Origin of the sequence: Bradyrhizobium sp. U531 (assembly GCF_051710265.1) — a bacterium.
Classification (GTDB): Bacteria; Pseudomonadota; Alphaproteobacteria; order Rhizobiales; family Xanthobacteraceae; genus Bradyrhizobium.
Genome location: NZ_JASVEN010000011.1, coordinates 202097 through 227536 on the forward strand (window position 1 = coordinate 202097; position 25440 = coordinate 227536).

Annotated in this window: 21 protein-coding genes and 1 pseudogene; 18 read left to right on the forward strand and 4 right to left on the reverse strand. The window is 58.2% G+C overall.

The window, feature by feature from the left end:
- Positions 1-4: 4 nt before the first annotated feature.
- Both QRQ56_RS34350 and QRQ56_RS34355 read left to right on the forward strand, forming a co-directional pair.
- A complete protein-coding gene (locus tag QRQ56_RS34350) occupies positions 5-811 on the forward strand; it encodes an enoyl-CoA hydratase/isomerase family protein (protein ID WP_438745875.1) in 807 nt (268 codons plus the stop codon).
- A gap of 93 nt (positions 812-904) precedes the next feature.
- The gene (locus QRQ56_RS34355; protein ID WP_438745877.1) at positions 905-2359 is read left to right on the forward strand and encodes an aldehyde dehydrogenase family protein; all 1455 of its coding nucleotides are present in this window, start codon (positions 905-907) and stop codon (positions 2357-2359) included.
- A 2-nt stretch (positions 2360-2361) separates the two neighbouring features.
- Here QRQ56_RS34355 and QRQ56_RS34360 read toward each other — a convergent pair whose 3' ends face one another.
- Positions 2362-3318 (reverse strand): LysR family transcriptional regulator, encoded by a 957-nt coding sequence (locus QRQ56_RS34360; RefSeq protein ID WP_438745879.1) that lies wholly within the window; start codon positions 3316-3318, stop codon positions 2362-2364.
- A 209-nt stretch (positions 3319-3527) separates the two neighbouring features.
- Here QRQ56_RS34360 and QRQ56_RS34365 point away from each other — a divergent pair, with 209 nt between their 5' ends.
- The 9 genes from QRQ56_RS34365 to QRQ56_RS34405 all read left to right on the forward strand — a co-directional run bounded on the left by QRQ56_RS34365 (position 3528) and on the right by QRQ56_RS34405 (position 13033).
- Positions 3528-4517 (forward strand): ABC transporter substrate-binding protein, encoded by a 990-nt coding sequence (locus QRQ56_RS34365; RefSeq protein WP_438745880.1) that lies wholly within the window; start codon positions 3528-3530, stop codon positions 4515-4517.
- A 21-nt stretch (positions 4518-4538) separates the two neighbouring features.
- On the forward strand, positions 4539-5396 hold the full coding sequence (locus QRQ56_RS34370) for an ABC transporter permease (protein WP_438745882.1): 858 nt from the start codon (positions 4539-4541) through the stop codon (positions 5394-5396).
- Entirely contained in the window at positions 5393-6154 is a 762-nt protein-coding gene (locus QRQ56_RS34375) for an ABC transporter ATP-binding protein (protein ID WP_438745884.1), read from the forward strand. The genes QRQ56_RS34370 and QRQ56_RS34375 overlap by 4 nt, the downstream gene beginning before the upstream one ends.
- Positions 6155-6175: 21 nt before the next feature.
- Positions 6176-6970 carry an enoyl-CoA hydratase/isomerase family protein gene (locus tag QRQ56_RS34380; RefSeq protein WP_438745885.1) on the forward strand — a complete coding sequence of 265 codons (795 nt, stop codon included), beginning with the start codon at positions 6176-6178 and terminating at the stop codon, positions 6968-6970.
- 2 nt (positions 6971-6972) lie between these two features.
- Positions 6973-8145: a thiolase family protein gene (locus tag QRQ56_RS34385; RefSeq protein WP_438745887.1), complete on the forward strand. Its 1173-nt coding sequence runs from the start codon at positions 6973-6975 to the stop codon at positions 8143-8145.
- A gap of 1 nt (position 8146) precedes the next feature.
- Positions 8147-8563, forward strand: coding sequence for a Zn-ribbon domain-containing OB-fold protein (locus tag QRQ56_RS34390; protein WP_438745888.1), 417 nt, complete (start codon positions 8147-8149; stop codon positions 8561-8563).
- Between the two features lie 10 nt (positions 8564-8573).
- Entirely contained in the window at positions 8574-10130 is a 1557-nt protein-coding gene (locus QRQ56_RS34395; protein WP_438745890.1) for a class I adenylate-forming enzyme family protein, read from the forward strand.
- Between the two features lie 1002 nt (positions 10131-11132).
- The gene (locus QRQ56_RS34400) at positions 11133-12134 is read left to right on the forward strand and encodes an AraC family transcriptional regulator ligand-binding domain-containing protein (protein ID WP_438745892.1); all 1002 of its coding nucleotides are present in this window, start codon (positions 11133-11135) and stop codon (positions 12132-12134) included.
- 380 nt (positions 12135-12514) lie between these two features.
- Entirely contained in the window at positions 12515-13033 is a 519-nt protein-coding gene (locus tag QRQ56_RS34405) for a PaaI family thioesterase (protein ID WP_438745894.1), read from the forward strand.
- 302 nt (positions 13034-13335) lie between these two features.
- Here QRQ56_RS34405 and QRQ56_RS34410 read toward each other — a convergent pair whose 3' ends face one another.
- Positions 13336-14064: an IS5 family transposase gene (locus QRQ56_RS34410; protein ID WP_438745896.1), complete on the reverse strand. Its 729-nt coding sequence runs from the start codon at positions 14062-14064 to the stop codon at positions 13336-13338.
- 307 nt (positions 14065-14371) lie between these two features.
- Positions 14372-15502, reverse strand: a pseudogene (locus QRQ56_RS34415) (transposase); the annotation flags it as partial.
- 395 nt (positions 15503-15897) lie between these two features.
- Here QRQ56_RS34415 and QRQ56_RS34420 point away from each other — a divergent pair.
- Together QRQ56_RS34420 and QRQ56_RS34425 are read left to right on the forward strand one after the other, a co-directional pair.
- Positions 15898-16650: a hypothetical protein gene (locus tag QRQ56_RS34420; protein ID WP_438745898.1), complete on the forward strand. Its 753-nt coding sequence runs from the start codon at positions 15898-15900 to the stop codon at positions 16648-16650.
- Between the two features lie 19 nt (positions 16651-16669).
- The gene (locus QRQ56_RS34425) at positions 16670-17014 is read left to right on the forward strand and encodes a hypothetical protein (RefSeq protein ID WP_438745926.1); all 345 of its coding nucleotides are present in this window, start codon (positions 16670-16672) and stop codon (positions 17012-17014) included.
- A 237-nt stretch (positions 17015-17251) separates the two neighbouring features.
- Here QRQ56_RS34425 and QRQ56_RS34430 read toward each other — a convergent pair whose 3' ends face one another.
- Positions 17252-17455: a hypothetical protein gene (locus tag QRQ56_RS34430; RefSeq protein ID WP_438745899.1), complete on the reverse strand. Its 204-nt coding sequence runs from the start codon at positions 17453-17455 to the stop codon at positions 17252-17254.
- Between the two features lie 1338 nt (positions 17456-18793).
- On the opposite strand from QRQ56_RS34430, the gene QRQ56_RS34435 reads away from it, so the two are divergent.
- The 5 genes from QRQ56_RS34435 to QRQ56_RS34455 all read left to right on the forward strand — a co-directional run bounded on the left by QRQ56_RS34435 (position 18794) and on the right by QRQ56_RS34455 (position 25439).
- Positions 18794-19978, forward strand: coding sequence for an acyl-CoA dehydrogenase family protein (locus QRQ56_RS34435; protein ID WP_438745900.1), 1185 nt, complete (start codon positions 18794-18796; stop codon positions 19976-19978).
- Between the two features lie 19 nt (positions 19979-19997).
- Positions 19998-20945: an NAD(P)H-dependent flavin oxidoreductase gene (locus QRQ56_RS34440; RefSeq protein ID WP_438745901.1), complete on the forward strand. Its 948-nt coding sequence runs from the start codon at positions 19998-20000 to the stop codon at positions 20943-20945.
- 37 nt (positions 20946-20982) lie between these two features.
- Positions 20983-22098 carry an NADH:flavin oxidoreductase gene (locus tag QRQ56_RS34445; protein WP_438745903.1) on the forward strand — a complete coding sequence of 372 codons (1116 nt, stop codon included), beginning with the start codon at positions 20983-20985 and terminating at the stop codon, positions 22096-22098.
- 88 nt (positions 22099-22186) lie between these two features.
- Positions 22187-22663 (forward strand): flavin reductase family protein, encoded by a 477-nt coding sequence (locus tag QRQ56_RS34450; RefSeq protein WP_438745928.1) that lies wholly within the window; start codon positions 22187-22189, stop codon positions 22661-22663.
- A 454-nt stretch (positions 22664-23117) separates the two neighbouring features.
- Positions 23118-25439: an FAD-dependent oxidoreductase gene (locus tag QRQ56_RS34455; protein ID WP_438745905.1), complete on the forward strand. Its 2322-nt coding sequence runs from the start codon at positions 23118-23120 to the stop codon at positions 25437-25439.
- Position 25440 lies beyond the last annotated feature (1 nt).

The following is a 25440-nucleotide window of genomic DNA, read 5'->3' on the forward strand; positions in this document are numbered from 1 at the left end:
ACCGATGCGGTCACCCTATACATTCGTCGATCCCCGGCTCGCCAAGCTCGACGGGTTCAAGGTCGAGATCGACGAGGCGCATGAGCGGGCCGATATCATTCTGGGCCGTCCGCCCTACAATGTCGTGGCGATGCCGCAGCGCGACCAGCTCCGCCTGACCTTCGAGACGCTGGACGAGGATCCGCGCGTGCGAGTCATCGTGGTGCGTGGCGAGGGCGAGCACTTCTCCAGCGGCGGCAATATCGGCGGCTTCATGGAGGCGAGCCCCGAGCACGTCTCCAAGCTTGCCTGGAACATCGCCGCGCCCGCGCGCTGTGCCAAGCCCGTGATCGTCGCGAACCGCGGCTATTGCTTCGGCGTGGGCTTCGAGCTGTCGCTGGCCTGCGACTTCCGCATCGCGTCGGAGACCACTCAATACGCGCTACCCGAGCAGAAGCTCGGCCAGATCCCCGGATCCGGCGGCTCGGCGCGCTTGCAGAAAATGGTCGGCATCACCCGCACGAAGGACATCGTGATGCGCTCCAGACGTATCTCAGCGAAGCAAGCGCTGGAATGGGGCATTGCGACCGAATGCGTACCCGATGCCGATCTCGAAAAGGCTACCGACAAACTCGTCGACGAGCTTCGCACCTTCTCGCCCTTGGCGCAGCGCACGGCCAAGAAGCTCCTGAACGACACCGAGGATTCGACGCTGGCCATCGCGATCGAACTTGAGGGCCATTGCTATAGCCGTCTGCGCCAATCGGCGGACTTCAAAGAAGGTGTCGAGGCTTTCAACACCAAACGTGCTCCGAAATTTACGGGGCTATAAGCCAGGAACGGACGTGACCCGGCGGAAAGACTGCCGCTCGCCGGGTTACGTCGTGCTGCGCGCCTCACGGGTAACATCCAGGATCAGCAATTCATGATATCAATGCAGGCTCGCAATCTCGTCGACGGTCTTTGGCAACCTGCTCAATCCGGCCGGACGGTACCGAGCATTGACCCGTCGACCCAGCAGATATTGGGATGCTATCCAGCAAGCGGACGGGCGGACGCAGAAGCGGCAGTTGCCGCGGCGCGCCGCGCCTTTGACCGTCCTGGGTGGGCACAGAATGCTCGGCTCCGGCAACTTGTGATGCTGCGATGGGCCGATCTGATGGAGAACCGCGGCGAGCAATTGGCGCATCTCCTTACATTGGAGAATGGAAAGCCGCTCGCGCACTCGCGGGGCGAGATCGCCGCTAGCGTATCGGAGATACGCTACTACGCCGGCTTGACGCGCTACATTCCCGGCCACGTGTTCGAAGTCGAGCCAGGTGCATATTCGACCCTATTTAAGGAACCGGCCGGTGTCGCCGGGCTCATCATCCCGTGGAATGCGCCTGCCGTGCTTTTGATTCGCGCACTTACGCCTGCCCTTTGCGCGGGCTGTACCGTCGTTATAAAGCCAGCGCCACAAACCGCATTGATTACTGCCGAGCTTGTAAAATGCCTCCACGAAATCGGCGGCTTGCCCAACGGAGTTGTCAATCTTCTCTCAGAAGAGCGGCATGAGGTTGCGCAGTATCTCGTCACCTCACCCGAAGTGGATGTCATTAGCTTCACCGGTTCAAACGCGACGGGCCAGCGCATTATGGCCGCGGCGGCCCCGTCCATGAAGAAGTTGTCGCTTGAGCTGGGCGGGAAGTCCGCCTGCCTTGTATTTGAAGATGCGGACGTGGCGGACGTCGCCCCGAAGCTCGCTGCGGCAGCAACGATCATCGCCGGGCAACAGTGCACCGCGGCCCGGCGCGTGCTGGTCCATGCTTCGCGTTACGAAGATATGAAGGCAACGCTCTGTTCCGCGCTTGCACGTGTCAAGGTCGGGACCGGAATAGACCCAACGGTCGAGATGGGACCTTTAATCGATGCGGCCTCTCTGGAGAGCGTCACCAAACGGATTGCGGAAGCCGTCGAGCTTGCCGATGAAGTCGTTCTTCGCGGGGGACGGCCAGACGGTGATTGTTCTCGAGGGTTCTTTTTGACGCCGACCCTTGTCGCGCACCGCGACACAGCTGCATTCTTCGTCCAAGAGGAAATCTTCGGCCCGTTGGTGGTGATTGAGAAGTTTGAAGACGAAAAGGAGGCTGTCGTTCGGGCTAATCACAGTGAATATGGCCTCTCAGCCAGCGTATGGACCAATGACGGCGCACGCGCGATGCGAGTGGCTCGCGCCCTGCGGAATGGTACTGTCTGGATCAACGACCACAACAAGCTGTTTGCCGAAGCCGAGACGGGCGGCTACCGCCGCAGTGGACTAGGCCGCCTTCATGGTTATGAGGCGCTGAACGATTTCGTCGAGATCAAGCACGTCTATCAGAATTGCGGTGTGGTGTAGCGTCAAGTCCTTGGCAGCTCAGCCGCGCCCCCTTGCATGGTCGACAACGGTTGGCCGGCGCTTCCTTCGATCTTAAGCTTGCGCTCCATAAAATCGAGAAAAGCGCGCAGGCGTCGCGACTCCTTGCGCTTGCCAAGAAATGTCGCACTGACCTGCAGTGACGGACTCTCCCAGTCAGTGAGCACGCGCACCAGTCGTTTGGCTCTTACATCGTTCTGACACATGATGTTCGGAAGAATGCCAAGTCCGACTCCACCGATTACGAGTTCGCGTGCCACTCCGATGTGATTCACTGAGATCCGTCCGACAACGTCGATCACCTTGACACCAAGTCCGCTGCGGAAATTCCAGACGCCTTCGGCGCGCTGATGTTCGGTCACAATGCAATCGAAGCGTTCGAAATCGTCGACGCTGAGGGGAACGCCTCTTCTTTCCAGGAACGATGGGCTCGCATAAACGCCGCGCGTAATGCTTGCCAGGTGGCGGATGCCGCCGTGCTTCTCGGGAAGAGTGCCCAATTGCACGGCCACATCGTAGGGTTCGACCGATACGTCGATCCACCGGCTGTTGGCGTCAATCACGAGGTGGATGTCGGGATAACTGACCGCGAATGCGGCGATTGCGCTGCTTAGCCAGCCAGTGCCGAAATCCACAGGCATGCTGACCCGGAGCATTCCCCGCAGCTCGGTTTGCATTCGCGTTGTTCCGAGACCCGCTTCCTCTATCTCGGCGGCTATGCGTTCGCAGTGCTCGTAGAGAGCTTGGCCGATGTCGGTCACTGCGAGCTTGCGGCCTCCCTTTTTAAAGAGGACGGCTCCGAGCTGATCTTCCAGAAACATCAGCTTACGGCTGACTGTGGATTTAGGAATATCGAGCTTTCTCGACGCGCTGCTGATGCTGCGGGCATTGACGACCTCGAAAAACAGCAGGAGCGCGTTAAGGTCCAATTTTCTGGTCATAGCCTGCATCCCTTCCACCCGGGATCCCATTCCGGTTCGTCCCATATATGGAACGGTACGGCGTCGAAAATGCGCTATCGTCCCGACTTTGGCAAGCGTAGGGTCAATTTAAGGTTCGGACCGAGATTGGATTTGGTCTTCCGGACCGGGGCGCAGCGAAGCCAAAAAGCAAAAAAGACGCGGTCCACGCACCGATCCGGGAGGAGATAATGGCGCACCTTTCTAGGCGAAACTTACTCGCCGCTGCGGCCGCGAGCTCATTTGCGTTGCCATCATCCATCCGGCACGCGCTGGCAGCGGCGGATATTCGGATGCGATGGGCATCGCTGCAGCCAGGTTTTACCGTACTGCCGGTCCAGTACATTCTCGCCAACGACCTCGGCAGCAAGAACGGTCTCTCCTTTCCCGATCCGGCTCCGTATACGGCCGTATCGACCTACTACAACGACTTCGTCGCTGGAAACTACGACGTCTGCATTGGGAGTTGGGATACCTTCGCAGCCCGCTACCAGGCCGGCGTGCCCATCAAGTACCTCTGTACGATCACCGACGCCAACATGATCGCCCTGTTGGCTCCCAAGGGCGGCGTCGACAACGTGTCTCAGCTCAAAGGCAAGACGATCGCGGCCCTGCAGTCGACAGGTACCTATCGCATGGTCAAAGCCCTCATTAACGAGGCGTTCGCATTCGACATCGAAAAAGAGGCGACGATCCAGAACGTCGACAATCCTGCCGCGTCGGTGACACTGCTGATGGCAAATCGAGCTGACGCGGCCTTGTCGTGGGAGCCAAACATAACGACCGGTCTGATAAAGAAGCCTGACTTACGTGTGATCCTGAAGGCGGGCGACCTCTACAAGCGGCTCTCGGGCGGGCTGGAGCTACCGTATTTTGGCGTGGCGATCCGGAAGGAATTAGCCGACGCCAATCCTGGCATCGCAGCGAAGGTCAGCAAGGTCTTCGAAGAATGCCTCAGCGGCATCAACGCGAATACGACGAAGGCTGTCGATTTGTTCGGCACCAAGACTGGCATTGCGCCAGATACGCTCAAGGAAGCCATGAGTTCGAAGCGGCTCGCATTCAATTACCGGCCTATGAGCGATGACCTTTCGAGATCGTCGATACTTCTAGCGAGCGAGTTTCTAGCGCGCAACGGCCTGCTGACCAAGCCAGTCGATCAAAACTTCTTTGCCTCCTGACCAGACATGACAGAAAGACCGATGTCCATTGCGGTGGAAGCCGATCGAACCTCGCGTCCGGAGCGCTCCGTCGCTGCGGAACTCGTTAAGCCGCTGGCCGGAGTGGCCGCAGCGCGGAAGAATCCGGAGGGCCGACGCGATATTTTCGCGACGTGCGTTGTTGTCATTGTCCTTCTTGTCGCGATGGAAATCACCAGCCGCTTCGTGCCGGACTACATCATGCCGTCGCCGGTGACCGTCTGGAACGCGGCACGGGAGCTGTTCTTTTCTGATCCCTACCACGTTGCCGTCACACTCGTCCGTCTCGCCATTTCCGTCGTGATTGCGATGGTTGCGGGGGTATTGATCGGTCTCGCGATGGGAATGTTTCCTTCCGTGCGCCCATATCTCAAGGCCATCGTGGTTATCGATACCGGAATTCCCGCGCTCTCGTGGATGCTGATCGCGGTATTCTGGTTCAAAAATCCGGAGTCGCGAATCTTCTTCATTCTCCTCGTCATCCTGCTGCCGTTCTATGCCCTCAATGTCTACGAAGGCGTGCGTGCGTTGCCAAAGGAGCTCGTCGACATGATCGAGAGCTTCCGTCCGTCGCGTTGGCAGGTGCTTCGCTATCTCATTCTCCCGCACATCGTGGCCTACATCTTCCTCACCACGAAATCGGTGATCGGCTATGCGATCCGCATGGTGATTTTCGCCGAACTCGTTGCATCCGCGGTCGGCATCGGCGCGCGGATGAACCTCGCCCAGTCGACATTTCGGATCGATCAAGTGCTGGCATGGACCTTCTTCCTCGTGATCCTGAACCTGCTGTTGCAGGCATTCGTGAACGGACTCGAAAAGATTTCCCTGAGATGGCGTGCGGAGGCGACGGTAAGATGAGCGAGGAAACTCTCATTGAAGTCCGCGACGTTACCAAGACGTTCGGCAACTACCTAGCGGTCGATAACCTTTCGATGAGTGTCCGCCGCGGTGAAATCGTCGTTCTTCTCGGCCAGACTGGTGCCGGAAAAAGCACGGTCCTGAATTTGATCATGGGTACCACATGCCCGAACTCCGGCCAGATCCGGGTGGCCGGCTTCGATCCCTACGCGTCTTTCAAAGCGCTCAAGGGGCGGCTTTCGGTCAGCTTCCAGACCGACAGGCTCTTGCCGTGGCGGACGGCAGTCGAGAACGTCGAGCTGGGACTGCTCATTCTGGGAAAACCCAGGTCACATGCACGGGCGTGCGCCAGAGAGTGGCTTGCGCGAGTCCGTCTTGACGGCGCGGACGACAAATACGTCCATGAGCTTTCGGGAGGCATGCGTCAGCGCGTATCGCTTGCCCGCGCGCTCGCTATCGATCCCGAAATTGTGTTCCTCGACGAGTCGTTCAGCCAGCTCGACCATGTCACGTCGAAAACGTTGCGCCGCGACTTCTTGCAGATAGCGCGCGAATTTCGAAAGACCTGCTTGCTGATTACGCACCGGATTGACGACGCACTCGAAATGGCCGACCGCGCGCTCGTGTTGAGCCCTCCAGCCAGGGTCGCGCTCGAGGTTCAGATCAGCGACGAAGCGAGGGGTGACCCACGCAAGATCGCCGAACTTCACGCTCAGATCGCATCGGCGATGGGCGGTGAATCACAGACCGAACATTGAAATCATCGGAGACGAAGAGACATGAGCTACCAGGATGTCATTCTCAACCGGGAAAACGGCTGGGTCGAAATCACGATCAACCGGCCTGACAAGCTGAATTCGCTTCGCGAACAGACGGCCGACGAGATCCTCGCGATACTCAATGAAGTCGAGCACGACAGGAGCGTACGCGCGGTCATTTTGCTTGGCAGCGACAAGGCATTTTGCACGGGCATCGACACCAGCGAGTTCCAGATTGAAGAAAACGGCTATTTTGATTTCTACCGATTCCGGAAGAGGACCCGAAAGGTGAATCGGCTCTTCAAGGATATCGGCGGTTTCACCAAGCCGCTTATAGCCGCTATCGAAGGATTTGCGTTGGGCGGCGGTCTGGAACTCGCACTGGTCGGAGACATCATTGTCGCCGGCGCTAACGCAAAGTTCGGTTTGCCGGAAATCAAGCTCGGCATGATGCCCGGTGGCGGCGGCACCCAGACGCTCCCACGATTGATAGGGAAGCCGCTCGCGAAGGAATTGATGTGGACCGGCAGGCGGATCACCGCGGCCGAGGCCGAGCGCTACGGTATCCTCAATCACGTCACCGAGCACGGGAAGGCGCTGGAAAAGGCTCGCGAAATCGCCAAAAGCATCAGCGACAACGCGCCGATCCCGGTGATGATGACGAAGTCCGTGATCGACCGTGGCATCGACATGTCGCTTGCGGACGGCTTTGATGCCGAAGGTGACGCTTCCTTCCTACTTTACTTCACCAAGGATCGCGACGAGGGGCTGACGGCTTTTCGGGAAAAGCGGTCACCAGCATTCCGCGGAGAGTGACAATGACTTCGAAGAAACGCGACATCGTAATCGCCGGTTATTCGGAGACGGCGATCGACTTCAAGACCGGACGCAGCGCGTTCGACCTTGGAGGCGAGGCCTTGGCCAAGCTCATCGCCGCAACCGGCATTTCAAAAGATGTCATCGACGGCCTCTCCGTGACGACTCCGCTGAGCGAGTGTCCAAATCCGTTCTTCGCCGTCTACATGACTGAGGCATTGGGCCTTACGCCGACCTGGCTGAACTACGGCGGAACCGGCGGCTGCTCGGCGACCGGCGGCGTTGCCCGCGCTGCATCCGCCATTCGCGACGGACATTGCGAGGTCGTCGTCGTTCTGTCCGCGGACGCTCCAAGCACGGCGTGGCGTGCAAACTACGGAGCCTACCGTTCCGAATTCCAGGATCCGCCCGGCGTTCAAGGCCCGCCGGCGACCTTCGGGCTTCTGATGAGCAGGTATGACCATCAGTTCGGAATAAAGGCGGAAGCGCTGGGAAAGATAGCGATTACGCAGCGAGAACATGCTCTCCACAACGAGAACGCCTACGCAAAGTTCAAGACGCCGATTACGATGGCAGACTATGAAAAATCGCGCGTTATTGCGGATCCGCTGCGTCTCCTCGACTGCGTCATGTTTTGCGACGGGGCGAATGCGTTTCTCGTAACGACCGAGGAGAAGGCTCGTAGCCTCGGGATCACCAAAATGGCATTTCCAACAGCCTACGCCGAGGTAACGAATTTCAATGGCAGTAAGCCGCTCTCGGAGATCACCGAGACCGGCTTCTCGGCGATAGCGCCGAAGGTCTTCAAGCAGTCAGGCCTGACGGCGAAGGACATTCGCATGTTCCAGCCTTATGACGACTTCACCATTGCTGTCATGATGAAGTTCGAGGATTTCGGCTTCTGCAAGCGTGGGCAGGGCAGCGACTTTACCCTCGATACTGATCTCTCGCATAAGGGAACGCTGCCGCTTAACACCGGAGGAGGCCAGATCTCGGGCGGTCAGCCCGGACTTGCCAGCGGGGGCCTCAATCTGGCCGAGGCCGTTCGACAGTTGTTTGGGGAAGGCGGCGGACGCCAAGTGGCCAATCCGAAGAACGCGCTGGTGACCGGCATCGGCGTGATTCCCTATGCGCGGAACTGGGGTACCAGCGCCGCTATGATTTTGGAGGCATAAAATGGCTGATGAAAAGACTGGACGTCCCGTCCCGAAGCCTTCGGTTTACGTTGACACCAAGCCGTTCTGGGATGGAGCCAAGGCAGGCAAACTGGTGCTGCAGTACTGCAAGGACACCGGACAGTTTCAGCACTATCCGCGCCCGGTCAGCATATTCACCGGCAGTCGCAATTTGGAATGGAGAGAGGTCGCGGGTAAGGGCACGATCTATGCCTGTACCGTGATCCGCGTTCCCGGCCCGGGTCTAGAGGGACGGCTTCCCCTTTCCGTTGCAACCATCCAGCTCGACGAAGGCGTGCGTATCCTCGGCAACATCCTGAACAAGGACGTGGACACGGTCAAAATCGGACAGCGGGTGGAAGTGGCGTGGGATCGGCTTTCCGAGGAAGTGCAATATCCAGCATTTAACGTGGTCTGAGGCATCCGACATGCGCCTGGAAACCATCCTTGGCGCGCAAGCCGTGCGCCATCCTGACCGGATTGCTTTGATCTGCGGTAACGATCGGATTACCTACCAGGATCTCGACCGTAGAATCCGCAGCGTCGCGAGTGGTCTTCGGACACAAGGCGTTGGTCCCGGCGACCGAATTGTCGTATATCTTCCGAACGGGGTTGAAATCGTTGAATTGTTCTATGCCGCATTCTTGTTAGGCGCACTCGTAGTCCCCGTCACGACGCGGCTAACGCCTCACGAACTCCAGCATATCTGTGCCGACTGCCAGCCCGCTGCGATTGTGTTCGAAGCGAATGGCTCGTCTATCTCCGACGTGCTGCAGGCAAATCCGGATGCGATCTGGGTCACCATAGGGCGGGCCGTCGAGGGCGCACTCGAGTATTCCGACCTTAGAAAGGCGGAACCCGAACGGCTCCCGTGGCTGTCGATCGAGTCCGACGACGCAATCATCATGTACACTTCAGGGACAACGGGAAAACCGAAGGGAGCGATCATAACGCACTCGAATGTTGTTGTTCAGCATTGTTTCATAAACGCCGTCGAATGGGGAATATCGAGCGACGACCGCTATCTTGTCACTACGCCGCTCGCTCATCGCACCGGTTTCGCGCGGCTCGCCAATTCGCTGACGCTCGGCGGTACGCTCGTCGTCATGAAGAAGTTTGATCCGCGCGAGAGCGTCGACACAATCGCGAAAGAGCGGATCACCGTCGTCGGCATGGTCCCGACGGTATGCCGTATGCTGCTTCCTGAGATCAAAGACGATCCTTCGCGCTGCGCATCGCTAAGGCGCATCGTCGTGACCGGCGAAGCGTTCCCGGTCGAATTGAAGAGGCAATTTCTAGCGCTGCTGCCGGACGTGCGGCTGGTGTCGTTTTTCGCGATGACGGAGGTAGGAGGCGTGACCTCGCTGTCGCATGAGGAGCAGTTCGATCATGCCTCATCGATCGGCCGGCCAACGCCCGGCGTCGAGGTTCGGATCGTCGATGATGCAGGTGTCGAGGTGAAGACCGGTCAGCCCGGCGAACTACTCGTGCGCGTAGGGCAGCCGGGCCGGTATTCCGTGATGCGAGGCTACTACAATCGGCCCGACGAGACGGCGAATACCATCAAGGACGGGTGGATTCATACGGGCGATGTCGCCAAGGCGGACGACGACGGCTACCTCTATATCGTCGATCGCAAGAAGGATATGGTCCTCAGCGGCGGCTTCAATATCTATACCAAAGAAGTCGAGCAGGCCCTGCTGCAGAATCCGGAGGTCGCCGACGCCGCCGTTATCGGCGTGCCCGATGCCGTCTTCGGAGAGGCGGTTGCGGCTTTTATCGAGCGATGTCCCGGAACAAGCCCGACGCCGTCCTCAGTCGTCGAACATGTGCGCAGCTTGGTCGCCGGATATAAGAAGCCCAAGTACGTATTCATCGTCGACGCGTTACCCCGGAATTCTCTCGGGAAGGTGCTCAAACGATCTTTGCGGGATCAAGCAGTCAACGCCGCCGACAGCGTCGGCTCGCTGGAAACGAACGGCTAGCGCCTCGACTACAGAAAAGGACATCCGAACAAGTTACACAGGCGCAGGCGTATTTCTAACGGAAAGTCAGGGTTAGTTGTACGAAAATCTACCCAACCATCCACCGCTTCTTACCTTTCGCCCTCTGAGGGCAGCGTTCGGTGCACTGAAGCGCCGTCCGCCCACACTGCGCGAAATCGCTCCTTGACGTCTCACCAAGGTCTCAGGAACGACCAGTCATATGCGGAAGGAACACTTGGCAAAGGAAGGGACGAACCTTCCATCCGATCTATGCGCTTTGCTGGCCTACCTAGCCAAACGCGACCGGCTCGCGTTTGGCCGCGCTGATGAACCGGCTAGGGTGGCCGCGCGATTCGACCGCGACCGTGCCGTGCTGCTTGTGCATCCCGATGGACGCGAGATTCCCGTAGACCCCAGTCAGTTGGCTGTCCGCTATTGGGTCTCCGACCCCCTAGGGGTCAGCGCAACCCGATGGATACCGGGAGTTCTCGTCGCCGCCCGCAAGCCATTGCGAACCCTTGAGGTCGAGAGCCGTCCGGTTCGGAAGGTCATCCACGAGGAGGACCTGGAATTACTCCGCTAGCTTCCGATCCCCACCACAATAAACGCGAAAGCAGTCCCTATATCGCGGCCGGGTTGCCAATTGCCCGTAATCTCAACACCGGCGTCCACAATGTTTCCATTCACCGCGGTCAGGATCAGTGGCCAAAGCTGGGCCAGCATCCTGCAGCGCCGCGGCATGTGTTCTTCTACGACCCCAGCGCGGCGCATTGGGCGGGCCGGCAGAGAGTGGCCGCAAAGCCAGTTGGCCGAAACAGCCCCCCTATCTGGCCGAAACTGCCCCGTTAACCGACTGATAGTTGAAGCTAGTGGAGAACCCCTCTATGCCAGGTGACTCTGACACGTCAGCTACAGGAGTCGTGCAAGGCCCTCGCTTGTCGCCTCGCGACGAAAGGTAGATGCCAGCAACATTCCCAGCTTTCCAACCGATCGGTCGTCAAGTTGACTATCAAACGGCTTGCCTTCGAACCCGTGCTCGTTAAGCACCTTGAAACCCTCGGCATCGATCATCGGCCGGTGACGAATGAACTTGCCTTTAAGACACTCGATCGCCAAGGACGTCTCTACCGACTGGCTCTGTTCGCCAAAGGTGCGACAGGTGATGATTTATTAGGGCTGCGAATTGGCAAGAAGGTCCGGATAAATGGGTTCGGTCCATTGAGTTACGCGATCGTAAGCGCGCCAACCGCCCGCCATGTGCTGCAGACAAGTATCAAGTATATGCGGATATTTCAGTCTCATCCGCCAAATCCGGCTATCCTGAGCACAGGACGGTCAAACATAATTTTCGAGTACAAGCACCCGATCCGCTTGAAAGGCTTTACGAACTTCGTCCCGGACCTCTTCTTCGCCAGCAATCTGCAGACTCTTTCACAGCTAGGCGCTGACCTTGCAGGAGTGCGACTTGAACTGGACTATGCTCCAACGGACGTTGCTTCTTATCGTGCGGAAATCGGGATTCCCGTGACGTTCAAGGCCGGTCGGAACAGATTGATCCTGCCGCAAGCGGCGATCGATGCGCCACTCTCTGGTACCTTTTCAACGTATTCCCGGGCACATGGCCGCTTGGCCGAGAATGTACTTGCCAGTATTGCGTCGGAAGAAGGATTGCCTGATCGTGTAGCAGAAATTCTATCGCTCGCGCGCGATCAATCCTTGCGCGCTTCAGAAGTCGCAGCGGCCCTCAATGTATCGGAACGCTCTCTTCGGAGAAGGTTGTCGAAGATGGGTTGGAGCTTTACCGCACTGTTGGCAGAGCTGCGGACCGAACTTTCTCGTGCTTACCTACTAGAGATGCCAGTTCGCGATGTCGCCGAACTGCTCGGGTATTGCGATGCCTCCACTTTTAGGCGTGCCTTTCGACGCTGGACGGGCATAACGCCCGATAGTTATTTGAGAGAGACTCTTCCGGGCAACCTGCGCCGGCGCCAACGACCCATTTGAGCCTGTCCGCCCCGGAACCCGGCTGCGGAACCCGGCAGCACGTGCAAGGCTCGAGTAACGGGTGGAACGGCGGTTGCAGTTCAGGACGTCCCGGACGCTCGCGGCATACATCGCAAGTCTTTCATTCCGCTCACGAGCCCGGCTGCCGTCACTTGCCGAAATGGCCTTCCTCCTTGGCCGGAATGGCCCCAAGCAGCATTGCATTATATCGAGCGTGCGGCGCGTCTTGGGACGCTTCTGGATCCGGATCTTATCGGTAACGACTGCGGCTAAGCGGTAAGATACTCGTTGAGCGATGAGACCCAATGGAGCACTTTCCAGCTGGCTCGATCAGCTGTGGCGAAATATTTAGACATCCAAGTAGATATGCGGAGGCCGAAGTGAGCGAGAGCCATACTCCGACGACCAACGACGTTAGTTCCGACCTGTTGACGACCCTGTCAGAACTGGATGGATACGAGCAGCTTTTGACGATGCGCGCCCATGGCATCAGAGCCCCGATGCTGCAAACATTGAAATTGGAGCTGACAAAGCTTGAGCGGGGCCAGGTCGTATTCGAGGGCTCACCAGATCATTCTGTATACAACCCAATTGGCACTGTTCACGGCGGCTATGCCGCGACATTGCTCGACAGCGCTTGCGGCATCGCTGTGCATTCCAGGCTGCGGATCGGTCAAACCTATACGACCCTCGAATTGAAAGTTGCCTTTCAGCGCGCCCTCACTCAAAAGAGCGGGACGGTCCGCGCGGATGGCCGTGTGATCTCGATGGGTGGCAGGGCTGCTTTTGCGGAAGCCACTCTCACTGACGGAAGGGGACGACTTTGTGCGTCTGCGACGTCCACACTTTTGATTTATGAGAGCCCCGCGAGACGTAAGGCCGAAGCGGCTGAGCAATGATCCCTGGCTGCTTCTCGAATTGCCACGATAGGGCCTTTAGCGCGGCTTGCCTGGCCAACAATACTGGTCATGTGTTCGCAAAATGCCGCGAATACATTTGACGCCTTTTAGGGCAGGCAAGATCGGGACGGCAGCGCTCGGAGGCTTGGCTTTTGGTTCTCCGTTCGTGATCTTGATGCAGACCGCTTGCTGCGGGTGGCATAGGCGGCGGTATTGCGGCCGCCATCGCGCCTGCGAGCGGACGCAAATCACGCACCGATGCTCACGATCTAGGGCGTGGACTCATAAGCGCCTAGCCAAATTCAGATTGATGCAAGTTTGATGAAGGCGAGATAGTTTGCCGCGAGTTTGTCATACCTGGTCGCAACACGCCGACACTGCTTGATCCTGTTGAAGAACCGCTCAACCAAGTTGCGCGCGCGGTACAGGTATGGACTAAAGCAGATAGGGTCTTTGCGATTTCGCTTCGGAGGAATGTTGGCCCACGCACCGTGTTCACCGGCGAATGCTCTGATCCAGTCTGCGTCATATCCTCGATCAGCGCGCAACATCGCGCCTGATTTCAAATCAGACAGGAGGTTGGTGACGAGCCGGTTATCATGGGCCTCACCGGTCGTCAGTTCAAGGCGGACGGGCAATCCGTTGCTATCTACGCAGGCATGTATTTTGGTCGTTAGTCCGCCCCTCGACCGGCCCATCAGTCTTGATTCGCCGCCTCCCGCGCAACCGCCGTGCTGATGGACGCGGACAACGGAAGTGTCGATCATCTGGACGGCGCCGTCATGGGCTTCGGCGAGGGCCTCCATGATCAAGTCCCAGATGCAAGCCCTTCGCCAACGAACGAACCGGTTGTAGCAGGTCGTGTAAGGCCCAAAATCCTCCGGCAGATCGCGCCATGGTGCGCCTGACCGCAATATCCAGAAGATGCCATTGAGGACACGTCGGTCGTTGACCCTCGGCACACCGCGTGGCTTGTTCAGGAGGAACGGTCTGATGGCGGTCCACTCAAAGTCTGTGAGTTCATATCTCATGATTCGAGGCTCCGGTTCGGGAGCTCGAATCACGCCTATCCCAGAGTTCGCAACGTCCATTAAGGTCCGAGATGGGCCGGATAGCGGACATGCTGCAGATATGTCAAAAGCGACGCGAATGACCCGAAGCCGACCTTTACGGCGACGCCTGACCAGGGCCGTTCGTGCAGTCCTTGCCGCCTGGACCTGGATCCCGCACCGTGAGGGCCGAAAAAATAACCTTCTTTTGCAAATCACCCGTCCGGCACGCCGGCCAGGCGCAATCCCTCAAAGTAGCGCTGGCGTCGTGCGAGATAGATTGGATTGTCGCATGCTCATGGATATCGCGCGGGATCTTGCGTGATGGTTCCTTTGGGCAGCACTGCGGTTTGAGCGGGCATACATCGCAGTCGAGCTTGCTTGCACGATACAGAAGAGTCTTGCCCTCGTGCACGGTACCGCTCGTCCCAAGCCGCTTACCACCCGGGCAGTGGTAAACGTCGCCGGTCGGGTCATATCGAAAGTCGCTCCGCGAGAAAGTGCCATCATCCCGCTTCGATTTATCGAACACAGGGATATGCGGCGCGATGCCCTTCTCCTCGACCAGCCAGTTCAGCATCGGAGCCGCTCCGTAAGCAGTATCCCCGACAAGTCGCTCTGGCTTGAGACCGAAGCGTTGCTCGCTCCGTTCGATCATGGTCTTTGCTGCACCGACCTCGGCCTGGCGAATGGCGCGGGAGGCCTCGACATCAACGATGACGCCGAACTTCACGTCGATGAGATAGTTGTCGGAGTACGCGAAGAATGCCGGCCCCTTGTGAGCGCCGGTCCACTGCGCTGCCGGATCGGACGGCGAGACAAACTTCGGGACGACATCGCTGGCGGCGCCCCACGCCGGATCGTCGAGGGTTGCCAAATACTCCTTCACCGCGCGGCTAGACCTGGTCGGATCGCGATCCCTGCGCCAGTCCTGACCGGCGATCGGGCGCTGCTTGTTCGCGTCAGCCGCAATCAGGCTCGCATCGACTGCAAATCCTTCGCCGCCAACCAGACCGGCGGCAATGCACGCCTCGACAGTCCGTTCGAACACGCGGCGGAGAACATCTCCATCGCGGAAGCGCTCGTTGCGGGCGCGCGAGAACGCCGAATGATCCGGGACAGCGTCCTCGATACCGAGCTTGCAGAACCAGCGATAGGCGAGGTTCACCTGCACTTCACGGCAGATCAGCCGTTCCGAGCGGATTGCAAAGACATACCCCACGACCAGCATCCGGATCATCAGTTCCGGATCAATCGACGGTCGCCCCATCGACGAATAGTGAGATGCTAGTTCGCCGCGAAGCCAGGACAGATCGAGAGCAGCATCGATCTTCCGCACCAGATGATCTTCAGGTACCGCGTTGCCAAGATGAAACTCGTAGAACAGTTGACCTTGGTCACTCTTCAGACGGCCCATCATGGATCGACCTCACCGAGATTCGCGTCAGCACAACGGAATCACGCTTCGTGACTTGTCTCAACCGACTTCTGCAACAAAATCGACCCGAAGCGGAAGTTTGTCTCTTTCGACCAATCTCTGCCCGCTACCTTGTAGCCAGATGCAGGCCCGCACGGGCTTGGTTCTACGCGCTTTGTATCCAGGCGGTGTCTACCCCATGCTGCCGCGCTTCGCGCAAATCTGTCAGCATAGTTGCCGCGTCACGATGGCCGCGCACAATTCCGCATGTTCGCGGTTGAACCTTCGGAGCCGAAGTAGCACCAAAATTATGAGGTCCGCTGCGAAGCGGACCGGCCGATCAATATTGAAAGTGATTGTGTGATCGTTCTGCTCGCCTCGCGCAAAAAGAGGTAGCCATGAACCGCATTTTCCAACAGAAGGTCGATTGCCGCGCGCCGCAAACGTTGTCGATGAGAGGGCACTGTGGGCCTCGTCTCGTTATCGCAGTGCTCGGCGCGACGTTCATATTGCAATTGAGCGAAGCTAGCGCTCAATGCAGCGCGCGAGATGTCTTGCAGAACCAATTAAAGCTTCAGAGGTCTCATTCAGCGAGTGCGCCGCGAGTTTTAGTTAGATCAGCCGCCGATGTCCCGGCGTGGAAGACGATCACATTAGGAAGCTTTGCAAATGCGTTCGCCCTTCAAGGCGCGTTGAATGCAACGGGCTGCGGCATCGGAGGGCTCGCTGCGGAAATTCTCGCACGACCAGCCTTTGTCGTCAGTTCGACGAGAAAAGAGGTGGAGCTTGTTATCGTATCGGCAGTTGAGCTCGGCTTTAGCACCGATTTCGTGACTTTGGCCGCAATTTATGCGCGCGCCAAGGAGTTGGGGTTTTGGCTCGCGGCAGCAGAGATCGGCCCACAATTGAGGCTTCAATATTTCGACCAACCCATCGGGGAATTTCTGATTATTGGGATGGAGCCGATCACGACGTGGAACGGCGAGCAGGTTATTCTAAACGTTGCCAATGGCGGAGCTGGACTTATCTTGATTGGCCAAGATGGCAGAGTCGACGCAGAAATATCGGCGACTTCGCGCTTTGTATTCGTGCGGTCCGATCAAGCCGTGCCCGCTGATCAGATTGAGGAGGCTGTAGCACTCCCGCCCTAGTGGAGATAACGGTATGGTCATGAAGAGATCAGCCACGGGCCTGATTGGTCTGATGTTGCTCGCCACCGCGGCTCTCGCGCATGATCACGGCTATTACGCGAGTTCGCCACTGAAGCAGTGGTTCGAAAGCTTGCAGAGCGAATTTGGAAAGTGCTGTACCGATGCCGACGGATATATAGTGTCCGATGCGGACTGGGAGTCCAGTCGTGGGCGTTACCGCGTCCTCATTGACGATGAATGGGTGATCGTACCTGACGGCGCAGTGATCACACAACCAAACCGTTTCGGCCGCACAATGGTCTGGAGACACCACATCGACGGCCATCCGCGCGTCCGCTGTTTCATGCCCGGCAGCATGACTTGAAAACCTCCCAATCGTTTTTCGGATTGCGCTTAACTGCTGAGGTCCGATGATGGCCCTTTTCAGACCTTGCAACGCGCATTGAAGATGTCTGCTCATCGGGTCCGAGCGTGTGCCAAGACGGTAGGGCTAAACCGACGCGATTGACCCATAGCCGACGATCCGCGTTCATCGAAAATTGAGCATCTGACGGAACCGCCGATTGACGCGTCGGTCCAATACAACCATAAGGGGCGCCGGCTATGATCTCCGGACGAACACGACATGATGATAGTTGACGACGCGTCGTTTGCGCTCTGGTTCACCTTCCGCGTGTTCATTCACGAGCTCGCGCTTCATCCCGAAAAGTTCGTCCCAGCTCTCATTGTCCTCTTGATGCTCGGTTACGTCGGCTTCGAATGTATCCGCGCCATTCGTCGCCAGCGTCACCGAGTGAATATCCACGAACCGCCTCGTGCTGACTGATGGACGCTGCACAAGTCCGCCGACAATATATCTTCGCGCCGGCGGCGCCCCTCATTGGCTGGGTCGTGCTTTGCGCGGTGCTCGGACAGCCCGGCTTGCTATTCCTCGGCACGATCGTAGGCCTGCCATTTATCTACTTGTTTGGACTTCCTCTTGCCGTTCTCGTCTATTGCCTTGATCGAGAGATGATCAATCGATCACTTCCGCTCTGGTCGAGGAGTGTCGCTTGCTTATTCTTGGGAGGCTTGCTCTCGGTCAGCCTCCTTTACTTTGTGCCGCTTCCCTTCGGCTTTCGTGGTCCACCCATTTTTCTCGGAAGCTTGCCCGGAGCCGTTGCCGCATTCGTCTGCGTCTGCTGGGGCGGAAAGTAAAACGCCATGCGCTCGATGTCAGCTTGTGGCCCTTTTCGGGCCTCAGGCGATGTCCGGTTTGAGTCCGCAAAGCGCCGGAAAGCGGACATGGGTCAAGCCGCGCTCACGATTGCCGATTATGAGTACACGCCCTAGCAGTCCACGGCTTAATCATTGCCATCGTTTCCGGCCTGGCTTTCACAGTTGTCATGATGGGTTTTGGGCGGCCCTTCCGAGTGTTCGCAACGCGCGCGGCGCCGGTGACGCCGCCGCAATCGACGTTGCTGCCACCTACACGACTGTTTCTTTGCGGCCGCGATTCTATGAGGGGAAGATTGTGGCTTGCCGAGGTTTTACTCGCTATGAGCTTCCTTTGGCACGTGCGCGGCTTGCCCTGTGGCTCGCTGGGTACGACGTGTCTTGAGGCACCGGCCGGCATTATTCGGCGATTGATCTTCATGTATGGCTCGGTGAGAGGCTGCATTTTCGCGCAGAGCCGCCGCTCATCCGAGCGGGAAACGCGTTTAGCTCGATACTACGGCAAAGCCTATCGCGTAAGGTGTTGGACGGTGAGAATTGCGAACGGCAATTAACACCTGTTCTGTGCAAGTGACATAAACTGCCCGGAGCCGGTTGGCATCCCCCCGTCGTCGGCCGCGACCCGAGGAGTCTGGTCCGTCCGAACCGCAGCAATCGAAGCAGCATTGCGGACGAGTCGCTGCTGGGCCGACAGTAGCGGGATGTCGGTTAAGCGGATTGGTCCCTTGCATGGCAACGTTAGTTTCCGACGTGCCCGAAAGCATTGTGGTCGGCTGCGCCCCGTTGCGTCGCATCTACGGTTCACAAGCTCCGGCGCTACTTGCCGGAACAGCCTTCCTTCTTGGCCGAAACGGCCTCCCCGCAGCGTGCATTATATCGAGCGCGGCACAGGCTGGGTCGCCAATGAAAATGCGATCCGGAGGGTATCGTGGTGCAGACATCGATCGGTAAAGTGGACAATCTGAAGGTTATTGCCGCCCGTTATGCTGACGAAATTCGCAAGCGACATCTCGAATTCGAGCAGCTCCGGCATTTGCCCCAAGATCTCGCGGATCGGATGGCTCGCGATGGACTGTATCAGGTTTGTACGCCGGCGGAGTATGGCGGCGAGGAGCTTTCACCACGGGTCTACGCGGAGATCGTCGAACAACTGGCGAAAGCAGACGCGTCTGCAGCTTGGTGCGTCTTCATCGGCATCACCTCGTCATTCGGACTGGCGAGCGCGCAGACCGAGGAATTCAAGCAGATTCTGCGGAAGCCGGGTGTAATTGCGGCGGGCGCTTTTGCTCCCAATGGTCGCGCCAAGCCAGTGACCCGCGATGGTTGCGACGGCTATATGGTCAGGGGCCGTTGGCAATGGGGTTCAGGCACTCGCAATGCTCATTGGATAATTGGCGGTGCGTTCGTTGTGAATCAGGCCCATGCGATACAATTGGACGAAAGAGGCAAGCCGGAACACCTTACGATAGTTTTTGACGCGGCCGACGTCGAGTTTATGGATACTTGGAACGTAATGGGATTGCAGGGCACGGGTTCGACCGACTATGCCGTGAACGACGTATTCGTGCCCGCGGTCCGGACAATAAAACGGTTCGGCAAACGCCGCAGCAGCCACCCCATCTTCCTGTTTCCGAACTTCGGCATTTTGGCTATCGGCATTGCGTCGGTCGCGTTAGGCGCCGCGAGGGCGACAATCGAGGACTTCTTGGAGTTCGCGGGCAAGAAAGTCCCACAAGGAACCACGCGCGTACTTGCCGAGAAGCAATCCACCCAATCTGGCATCGCAAAAGCTGAAGCTGCTTTGCGCGCAGGTAGAGCATTTTTCTATGAAGCAATCGACGCCGCTTGGGCAGGCGCGCTTCGCGGCGAGGTATCGACTGAAGATCGTCGTGACCTGCGACTGGCGACCTCGCAGGCCGTTCTAGCCGCTAAACTGTGCGTGAACATCATCTACGAACTCGCCGGCGGAACGGCGGTGTATCGCAGCTCCGACATTCAGCGACGATTGCGGGATGTCCAGGTCGCCGGTCAGCACATGATGGTCGGACAAGGGACATACGAGCTTGTTGGTCGACTGTTGCTCGATCTTCCGACCGATATTGAGCTGCTATAACTCTACGGGGACAACTCACTTGGCATTACTGGACGAGTACAGAGGCGCACTCAGGCTACCTCTTATCGCGGCACCGATGTTCTTGGTGTCGGGGCCCGATCTCGTGATCGCTGCATGCGCCAATGGAGTTCTTGGAAGTTTTCCATGCGCTAATGCCAGGACCATCGAAATACTCACCGAGTGGATTGCAACGATTACAGAGCAATTAAGCGGACGACCGGGGGTCCCCTGGGCGGCAAATCTTGCCGTACACCCGACAAATCCACGGCTCTCTGATGAATTGAGCGTCTTGGAGCACGCCGGCGTGCCGGTCGTCATCACGGCATTGGGCGGGCCGAAGCCGATCGTCGACCGCGTGCACGCTTGGGGTGGAAAGGTGCTCGCCGACGTAAACTCGGTCGCCTTTGCCAAAAAAGCGGTCGACGCCGGGGTTGATGGATTGATCCTGGTGTCAGCAGGCGCCGGTGGACACACGGGGCGGATGAACGGCTTTTCGCTGTTGTCCGCCGTAAGAGAATTCTTCGATGGTCCCATCGCCCTCGGTGGGGGGCTCTCAAATGGTGCCGAGATCAGAGCCGTCGAGACGGCTGGTGCCAATCTGGCCGTGATGGGGACAGCATTCATCGCCACCGAGGAGAGTCTTGCCGCTCCAGAGTACAAGCGCATGTTGATCGATTCGACTATCGACGATCTGGTTCTCACAAACACCGTCACGAACGTACTGGCGAATTGGCTCCGGCCAACCTTGGTCCGAGCCGGCATCGATCCAACCGATTTTCTCGTGAATCCGAAAGTGGACTTCAGCGACAGCACGCTAATCGACAAGCAGCGGGCTCGGTGGACAACAGTTTGGTCGGCCGGCCATGGGGTCGGATCTGTGCGTCGCGTTGAGACCGTCGCCGAGTTGGTCACCCGCTTGAGACAAGAGTATCTGCAAGCATGCGACCTCCCACGCAACTACGGCTGACGCAAAGAACAGCTTAAAGATCACTTAAAAGGAGATTATGCCCGTGACAAGCTCAATTGAGATGTTGTTCCGACCATTCGTATCGGAGAAGCTCAGCTTGCCAAATCGCATCGTAATGGCGCCGATGACGCGCTCGTTTTCTCCAAATGGCGTTCCTGGAGAAAAGGTGGCGGCGTACTACCGTCGAAGAGCCGAAGGAGGTGTCGGCTTGATCGTCACCGAGGGGACCACCATCGATCACCATGCATCGTCTCAATCAACTGATCATCCGGCATTTCATGGCGAGGCGTCGCTTGCTGGCTGGTCAGACGTCGTGAAAGCGGTGCATGCGGCGGGAGGCAAGATCGCTCCGCAGCTTTGGCATGTAGGCATGATGCGCAACCAAGGACGGCCCAAAAACGACCTCCTGCCAGCGGTCGGGCCGTCCGGAGTTTATGTACCTGGAAAGCTCGTGGGTTCGCCCATGGCGGAGAGCGAAATTGCGGACGTAATTGATGCATTCGCCAAGGGAGCCCGTGCAGCGCAACAGATCGGCTTCGACGCGGTCGAATTTCATGGAGCGCACGGTTATCTGATTGATCAATTCTTCTGGGAAGGCACAAACACCCGGCAGGATACTTGGGGAGGAGATCTACGCAGAAGAGCAAACTTCGCAGCCGAAATCATCAAGGCAGCTCGGGCCGCTGTCGGACCGAATTTCCCCTTGATTCTCCGCGTCTCGCAATGGAAGCAGCAGGACTTCACTCAGCGTTTGGCCCATACCCCGCAAGAATGGGAGCAGTTTCTCTCCCCGCTCGTGGAAGCCGGGATCGACATTTTCCACTGTTCCACCCGGCGCTATCATGAGCCTGAGTTCGACGGATCCAAGCTCAATCTAGCGGGCTGGACCAGGCGCCTAACGGGTAAACCCACAATTACAGTTGGAGGCGTCGGCCTAAGCAGCGGCAGCGACTTCATTGCATCGTTGGGCGGTCGTGTTGCCGACGTAGCGAATATCGATGACCTCCTCGACCGGCTATCTCAGGATGAATTTGACTTGGTCGCAATCGGTCGCGCGCTCGTCGCCAACCCAGACTGGCCCGCGCAACTTCGCAAGGGAACGTCCGGCAAATTGAAGTCTTTCGAAAAAGACATGCTCTCCGATCTCTTTTGAGCAATGTGTTCTATTCCGTCTGGAGGAGCGAATGTCATATCCGACTGGTTTCGATCGTGCTATCGCTCCGGAGGACTTCCGAACTGCGATGCGCAACCAGGTCTCCACTGTCTCGATTGTGGCTTGTGGAGACGTTGGCTTCCGCACAGGACTTACGGCCACGGCTGCATGCGCACTTTCTGACAAACCAGCAATGGTGTCGATCTGCATAAATCGAAGCTCGAGTGCTCATCAGGCCATCCTGGACGTTGGCTCTTTCAGCCTCAACTTCCTTTCCGCAGAACAGATCCGATTGGCAGACACGTTTTCAGGCCGAACTGGATTGGCCGGAGAAGCACGCTTCGGTGAGGGGACTTGGAACAAACTGTTCACGGGGGCTCCGATACTCGATGGAGCTCTAGCGAACTTCGATTGTGCTCTGGAAAGCAGACACGAATTTCCATCGCACTCCATATTTGCAGGAGTCGTGAAGGCGACGCGCGTGCAGCCAGAGGGGGCGGCGCTTCTATACGCGCACGGCCGCTATTTTACTCTGGACTGCACGAGCCACCCACGAGCCGCCTAAGCGGCTGCCTGACGGCGATATCCAACGATTTGGCCCTCCAATTCGTCGGACCTGCTGGTTGCTGTTCGAGGACTTCCAAACTCGGCTCCGCCGATAGCTGTGGACTCCGCACAAGACATCATGGTCTTGCTGCCGAGTATGATTGCCAACCACGAGCGGGCAGGGACGACTTGCTGCATGACGCCCTACTTCGGCTTCGTCCAGCCTAGCGAATTGCGTTGGTTGGCATGGTCATGCGCGCTGCCTGAATCGCTAGGACGGTGACGAGACCTGGCAGTACCCTTCCGGTCTTACGGAAGGCGAGATAGCGAGCCGATACAGTCTTTGCTGCCGGTCAGAGTCTTAATAGTCGGGGGACATAGCTGCGGCCTACTACTGAGAGCTCCTGAGTGAGCGTGGTTCAACGGCAAAACCCTTAACTTTCAAGCTGATCCTGGCCGCAACGGCCTTCAGTTTGGCCGAAACTGCCCTCTTAATGTTGGGCTTTCAGGAACGAAATACGGAATCAAGGACGGTCGTCGCACCACGATTATGCGGTTCGATCGTTAAAGGCGATGCCACGCTGAACGATAGCGCGGATCCAAAAATCGGCGGGGAGCGGATGAAAGTCATTGTTGTTGGTGCCGGCATTGCCGGCTTGACCTCAGCGTTAGCGCTTTTGAGAAAGGGCATCGATGTCGCCGTCGTCGAACAGGCCCAGCATTTCCGCGAAATCGGGGCGGGGATTCAGATCGGAGCAAACGGCACACTGGTAATGCGCGAGCTGGGACTTGAGGACAAGATGCGCGCCGTCGGCGTCATTCCGCAGGCCTGGGATACCAACGACTTCGAAACTGGCCGAATGCTGTTTGCAACGCCGCTCGGTGAAGAGGCTGCATTGCGTTACGGTGCGCCGCTATACAACCTGCACCGCGCTGACTTGATCGACCTGCTTGCTAAAGGGCTTCCGGCCGGGGTGCTGCGCTTCGGAGCTCGTTGTGAGGAACTCGGGCAGACCGCGGATTTGGCATGGGTCAAACTCGTTACTGGCGAAGTTCTAGAAGCCGACGCCATTGTTGGCGCAGATGGCATTCATTCGCTGGTTCGCGAGAAACTGTGGGGGCACAAGCCAGCCCAAGCCGCCAATATTCTGATGTGGCGCGCACTCATTCCGGGCGATCGCCTTTCATCCGTCGATCTGCCGGAGCGCGGACACAATTGGACCGGTCCGGGCCGCACGATCGTATCGTACTGGGTTCGGCCGCAGAAACTATACAGCGTCCTAGCGTCCGTTCCGGACACGGAAGTGCAGCGCGAATCGTGGGAAGAGGGCGGCAACATCGAGGAGTTTAGGCGATCGTTCTCCGCCGCTGAACCACGATTAAAGCAGCTTCTGGATCAGATCGATACCGCCTTTATTACAGGAATGTACTACCGCGACCCGATCGAAAGATGGACAAACGGGCGGATCACGCTGCTCGGCGACGCTGCGCATCCCATGGTGCCTTACCTGGCGCAGGGGGCATGCCAGGGAATGGAAGACGCCTGGACGATCGCCACCGTACTGTCCAGATCGAACGACGTTCCGAAAGCCCTGCTTGAGTACGAGGCCCGCCGTCGGCCGCGCACCACGCGGATTCAGGCCGGCGCACGCGCGATGGTCAAGCTGGTGCACGAGTCCGACCGCGAGCGCATCCGCGTACGAAACGGCCGCTGGAAAGGCATGTCGCGTATCGATCCTCTAGCGGAGACAAGCTGGGGGCTCGGCTGGAAATACGACGTCCTGAAGGCGGTCAATCAGCCGACGGGTGAGGTGTTTGGCCTGTCGGCGGTGAAGGAGGGGTTCCGTCTCTCCCGTCCGGAAAGCTGTCGGGCCTACGATCTCTGGAAAAATGCACTCACGCCGGAGGACGCCGCTCAAGGCTACGACGGCTTGAGGAAGGCCTACGAAAGGTTCCTTTCTACGAACTTTCCACCGGGCAAAGATATCCAAAGCGCCGGAAAGGAACTTAATGGCGTGCGAACGATCCGCGTCAGCTCACGCGGTTCGAAATCGGGACCCGTCGTCCTTCATTTCCACGGTGGAGGTTATGTTGTCGGCTCGGCCGAAAGTTCGCGGCAATATGCCGGGCGCATTGCAGAGGCTGTCGATGGCGAATGTTTTACAGTTGATTATCGGCTCGCGCCTGAGAATCCCTATCCGGCCGCCCTCGACGACGCGGTCGATGCATATCGAGGCCTGCTCCGCGAAGGTATTTCCCCGAAACGCATCATCCTAAGCGGCGAATCGTCGGGGGGCGGCCTTGCAATCGCCCTTGCGATGGCGCTCCGGTCGGCCGGCGACTCGCTCCCCGCAGGCATGCTGGCAGTTTGTCCCTTTGCCGACATGACGTTAAGTGGTGAAAGCCTTCGGCTTACGGACGGCAAAGATCCGGCCGCAAACCGAGACAGCCTGACATTCCTTGCGGCATCTTACTTCCAAGGTCACGAGCCACGCGACCCTCTCGTCTCGCCACTGTTCGGCGATTTTCGTCTGCTGCCGCCGTTGTTTCTGACCGCAGCCACGAACGAGGCCCTTTTCGACGACACCTATAGGATACACCAACGCGCGCAGGCGCAAGGTGTCGATGTCACCGTCGAACTCGTCGATGACTCGGTTCACATCTATCCCCTGTTTCCTTTCCTTCCGGAGACGAAACAGTTCCTGCTGGCCCTTAACCGCTGGTCAAGGCGCATTCTGCAGCAGGGCGTTACCGAGTTCGGACCCCTGGAAGACCCGATTGCTGTGCATTCCTAAG

Bases quoted from the DNA above. Each gene is read 5' to 3' on its own strand.
- QRQ56_RS34350 (WP_438745875.1), top strand. From the start codon at position 5: ATGCGGTCACCCTATACATTCGTCGATCCCCGGCTCGCCAAGCTCGAC.
- QRQ56_RS34355 (WP_438745877.1), top strand. From the start codon at position 905: ATGATATCAATGCAGGCTCGCAATCTCGTCGACGGTCTTTGGCAACCT.
- QRQ56_RS34360 (WP_438745879.1), bottom strand. From the start codon at position 3,318: ATGACCAGAAAATTGGACCTTAACGCGCTCCTGCTGTTTTTCGAGGTC.
- QRQ56_RS34365 (WP_438745880.1), top strand. From the start codon at position 3,528: ATGGCGCACCTTTCTAGGCGAAACTTACTCGCCGCTGCGGCCGCGAGC.
- QRQ56_RS34370 (WP_438745882.1), top strand. From the start codon at position 4,539: ATGTCCATTGCGGTGGAAGCCGATCGAACCTCGCGTCCGGAGCGCTCC.
- QRQ56_RS34375 (WP_438745884.1), top strand. From the start codon at position 5,393: ATGAGCGAGGAAACTCTCATTGAAGTCCGCGACGTTACCAAGACGTTC.
- QRQ56_RS34380 (WP_438745885.1), top strand. From the start codon at position 6,176: ATGAGCTACCAGGATGTCATTCTCAACCGGGAAAACGGCTGGGTCGAA.
- QRQ56_RS34385 (WP_438745887.1), top strand. From the start codon at position 6,973: ATGACTTCGAAGAAACGCGACATCGTAATCGCCGGTTATTCGGAGACG.
- QRQ56_RS34390 (WP_438745888.1), top strand. From the start codon at position 8,147: ATGGCTGATGAAAAGACTGGACGTCCCGTCCCGAAGCCTTCGGTTTAC.
- QRQ56_RS34395 (WP_438745890.1), top strand. From the start codon at position 8,574: ATGCGCCTGGAAACCATCCTTGGCGCGCAAGCCGTGCGCCATCCTGAC.
- QRQ56_RS34410 (WP_438745896.1), bottom strand. From the start codon at position 14,064: ATGAGATATGAACTCACAGACTTTGAGTGGACCGCCATCAGACCGTTC.
- QRQ56_RS34420 (WP_438745898.1), top strand. From the start codon at position 15,898: ATGAACCGCATTTTCCAACAGAAGGTCGATTGCCGCGCGCCGCAAACG.
- QRQ56_RS34425 (WP_438745926.1), top strand. From the start codon at position 16,670: ATGAAGAGATCAGCCACGGGCCTGATTGGTCTGATGTTGCTCGCCACC.
- QRQ56_RS34445 (WP_438745903.1), top strand. From the start codon at position 20,983: ATGCCCGTGACAAGCTCAATTGAGATGTTGTTCCGACCATTCGTATCG.
- QRQ56_RS34450 (WP_438745928.1), top strand. From the start codon at position 22,187: ATGCGCAACCAGGTCTCCACTGTCTCGATTGTGGCTTGTGGAGACGTT.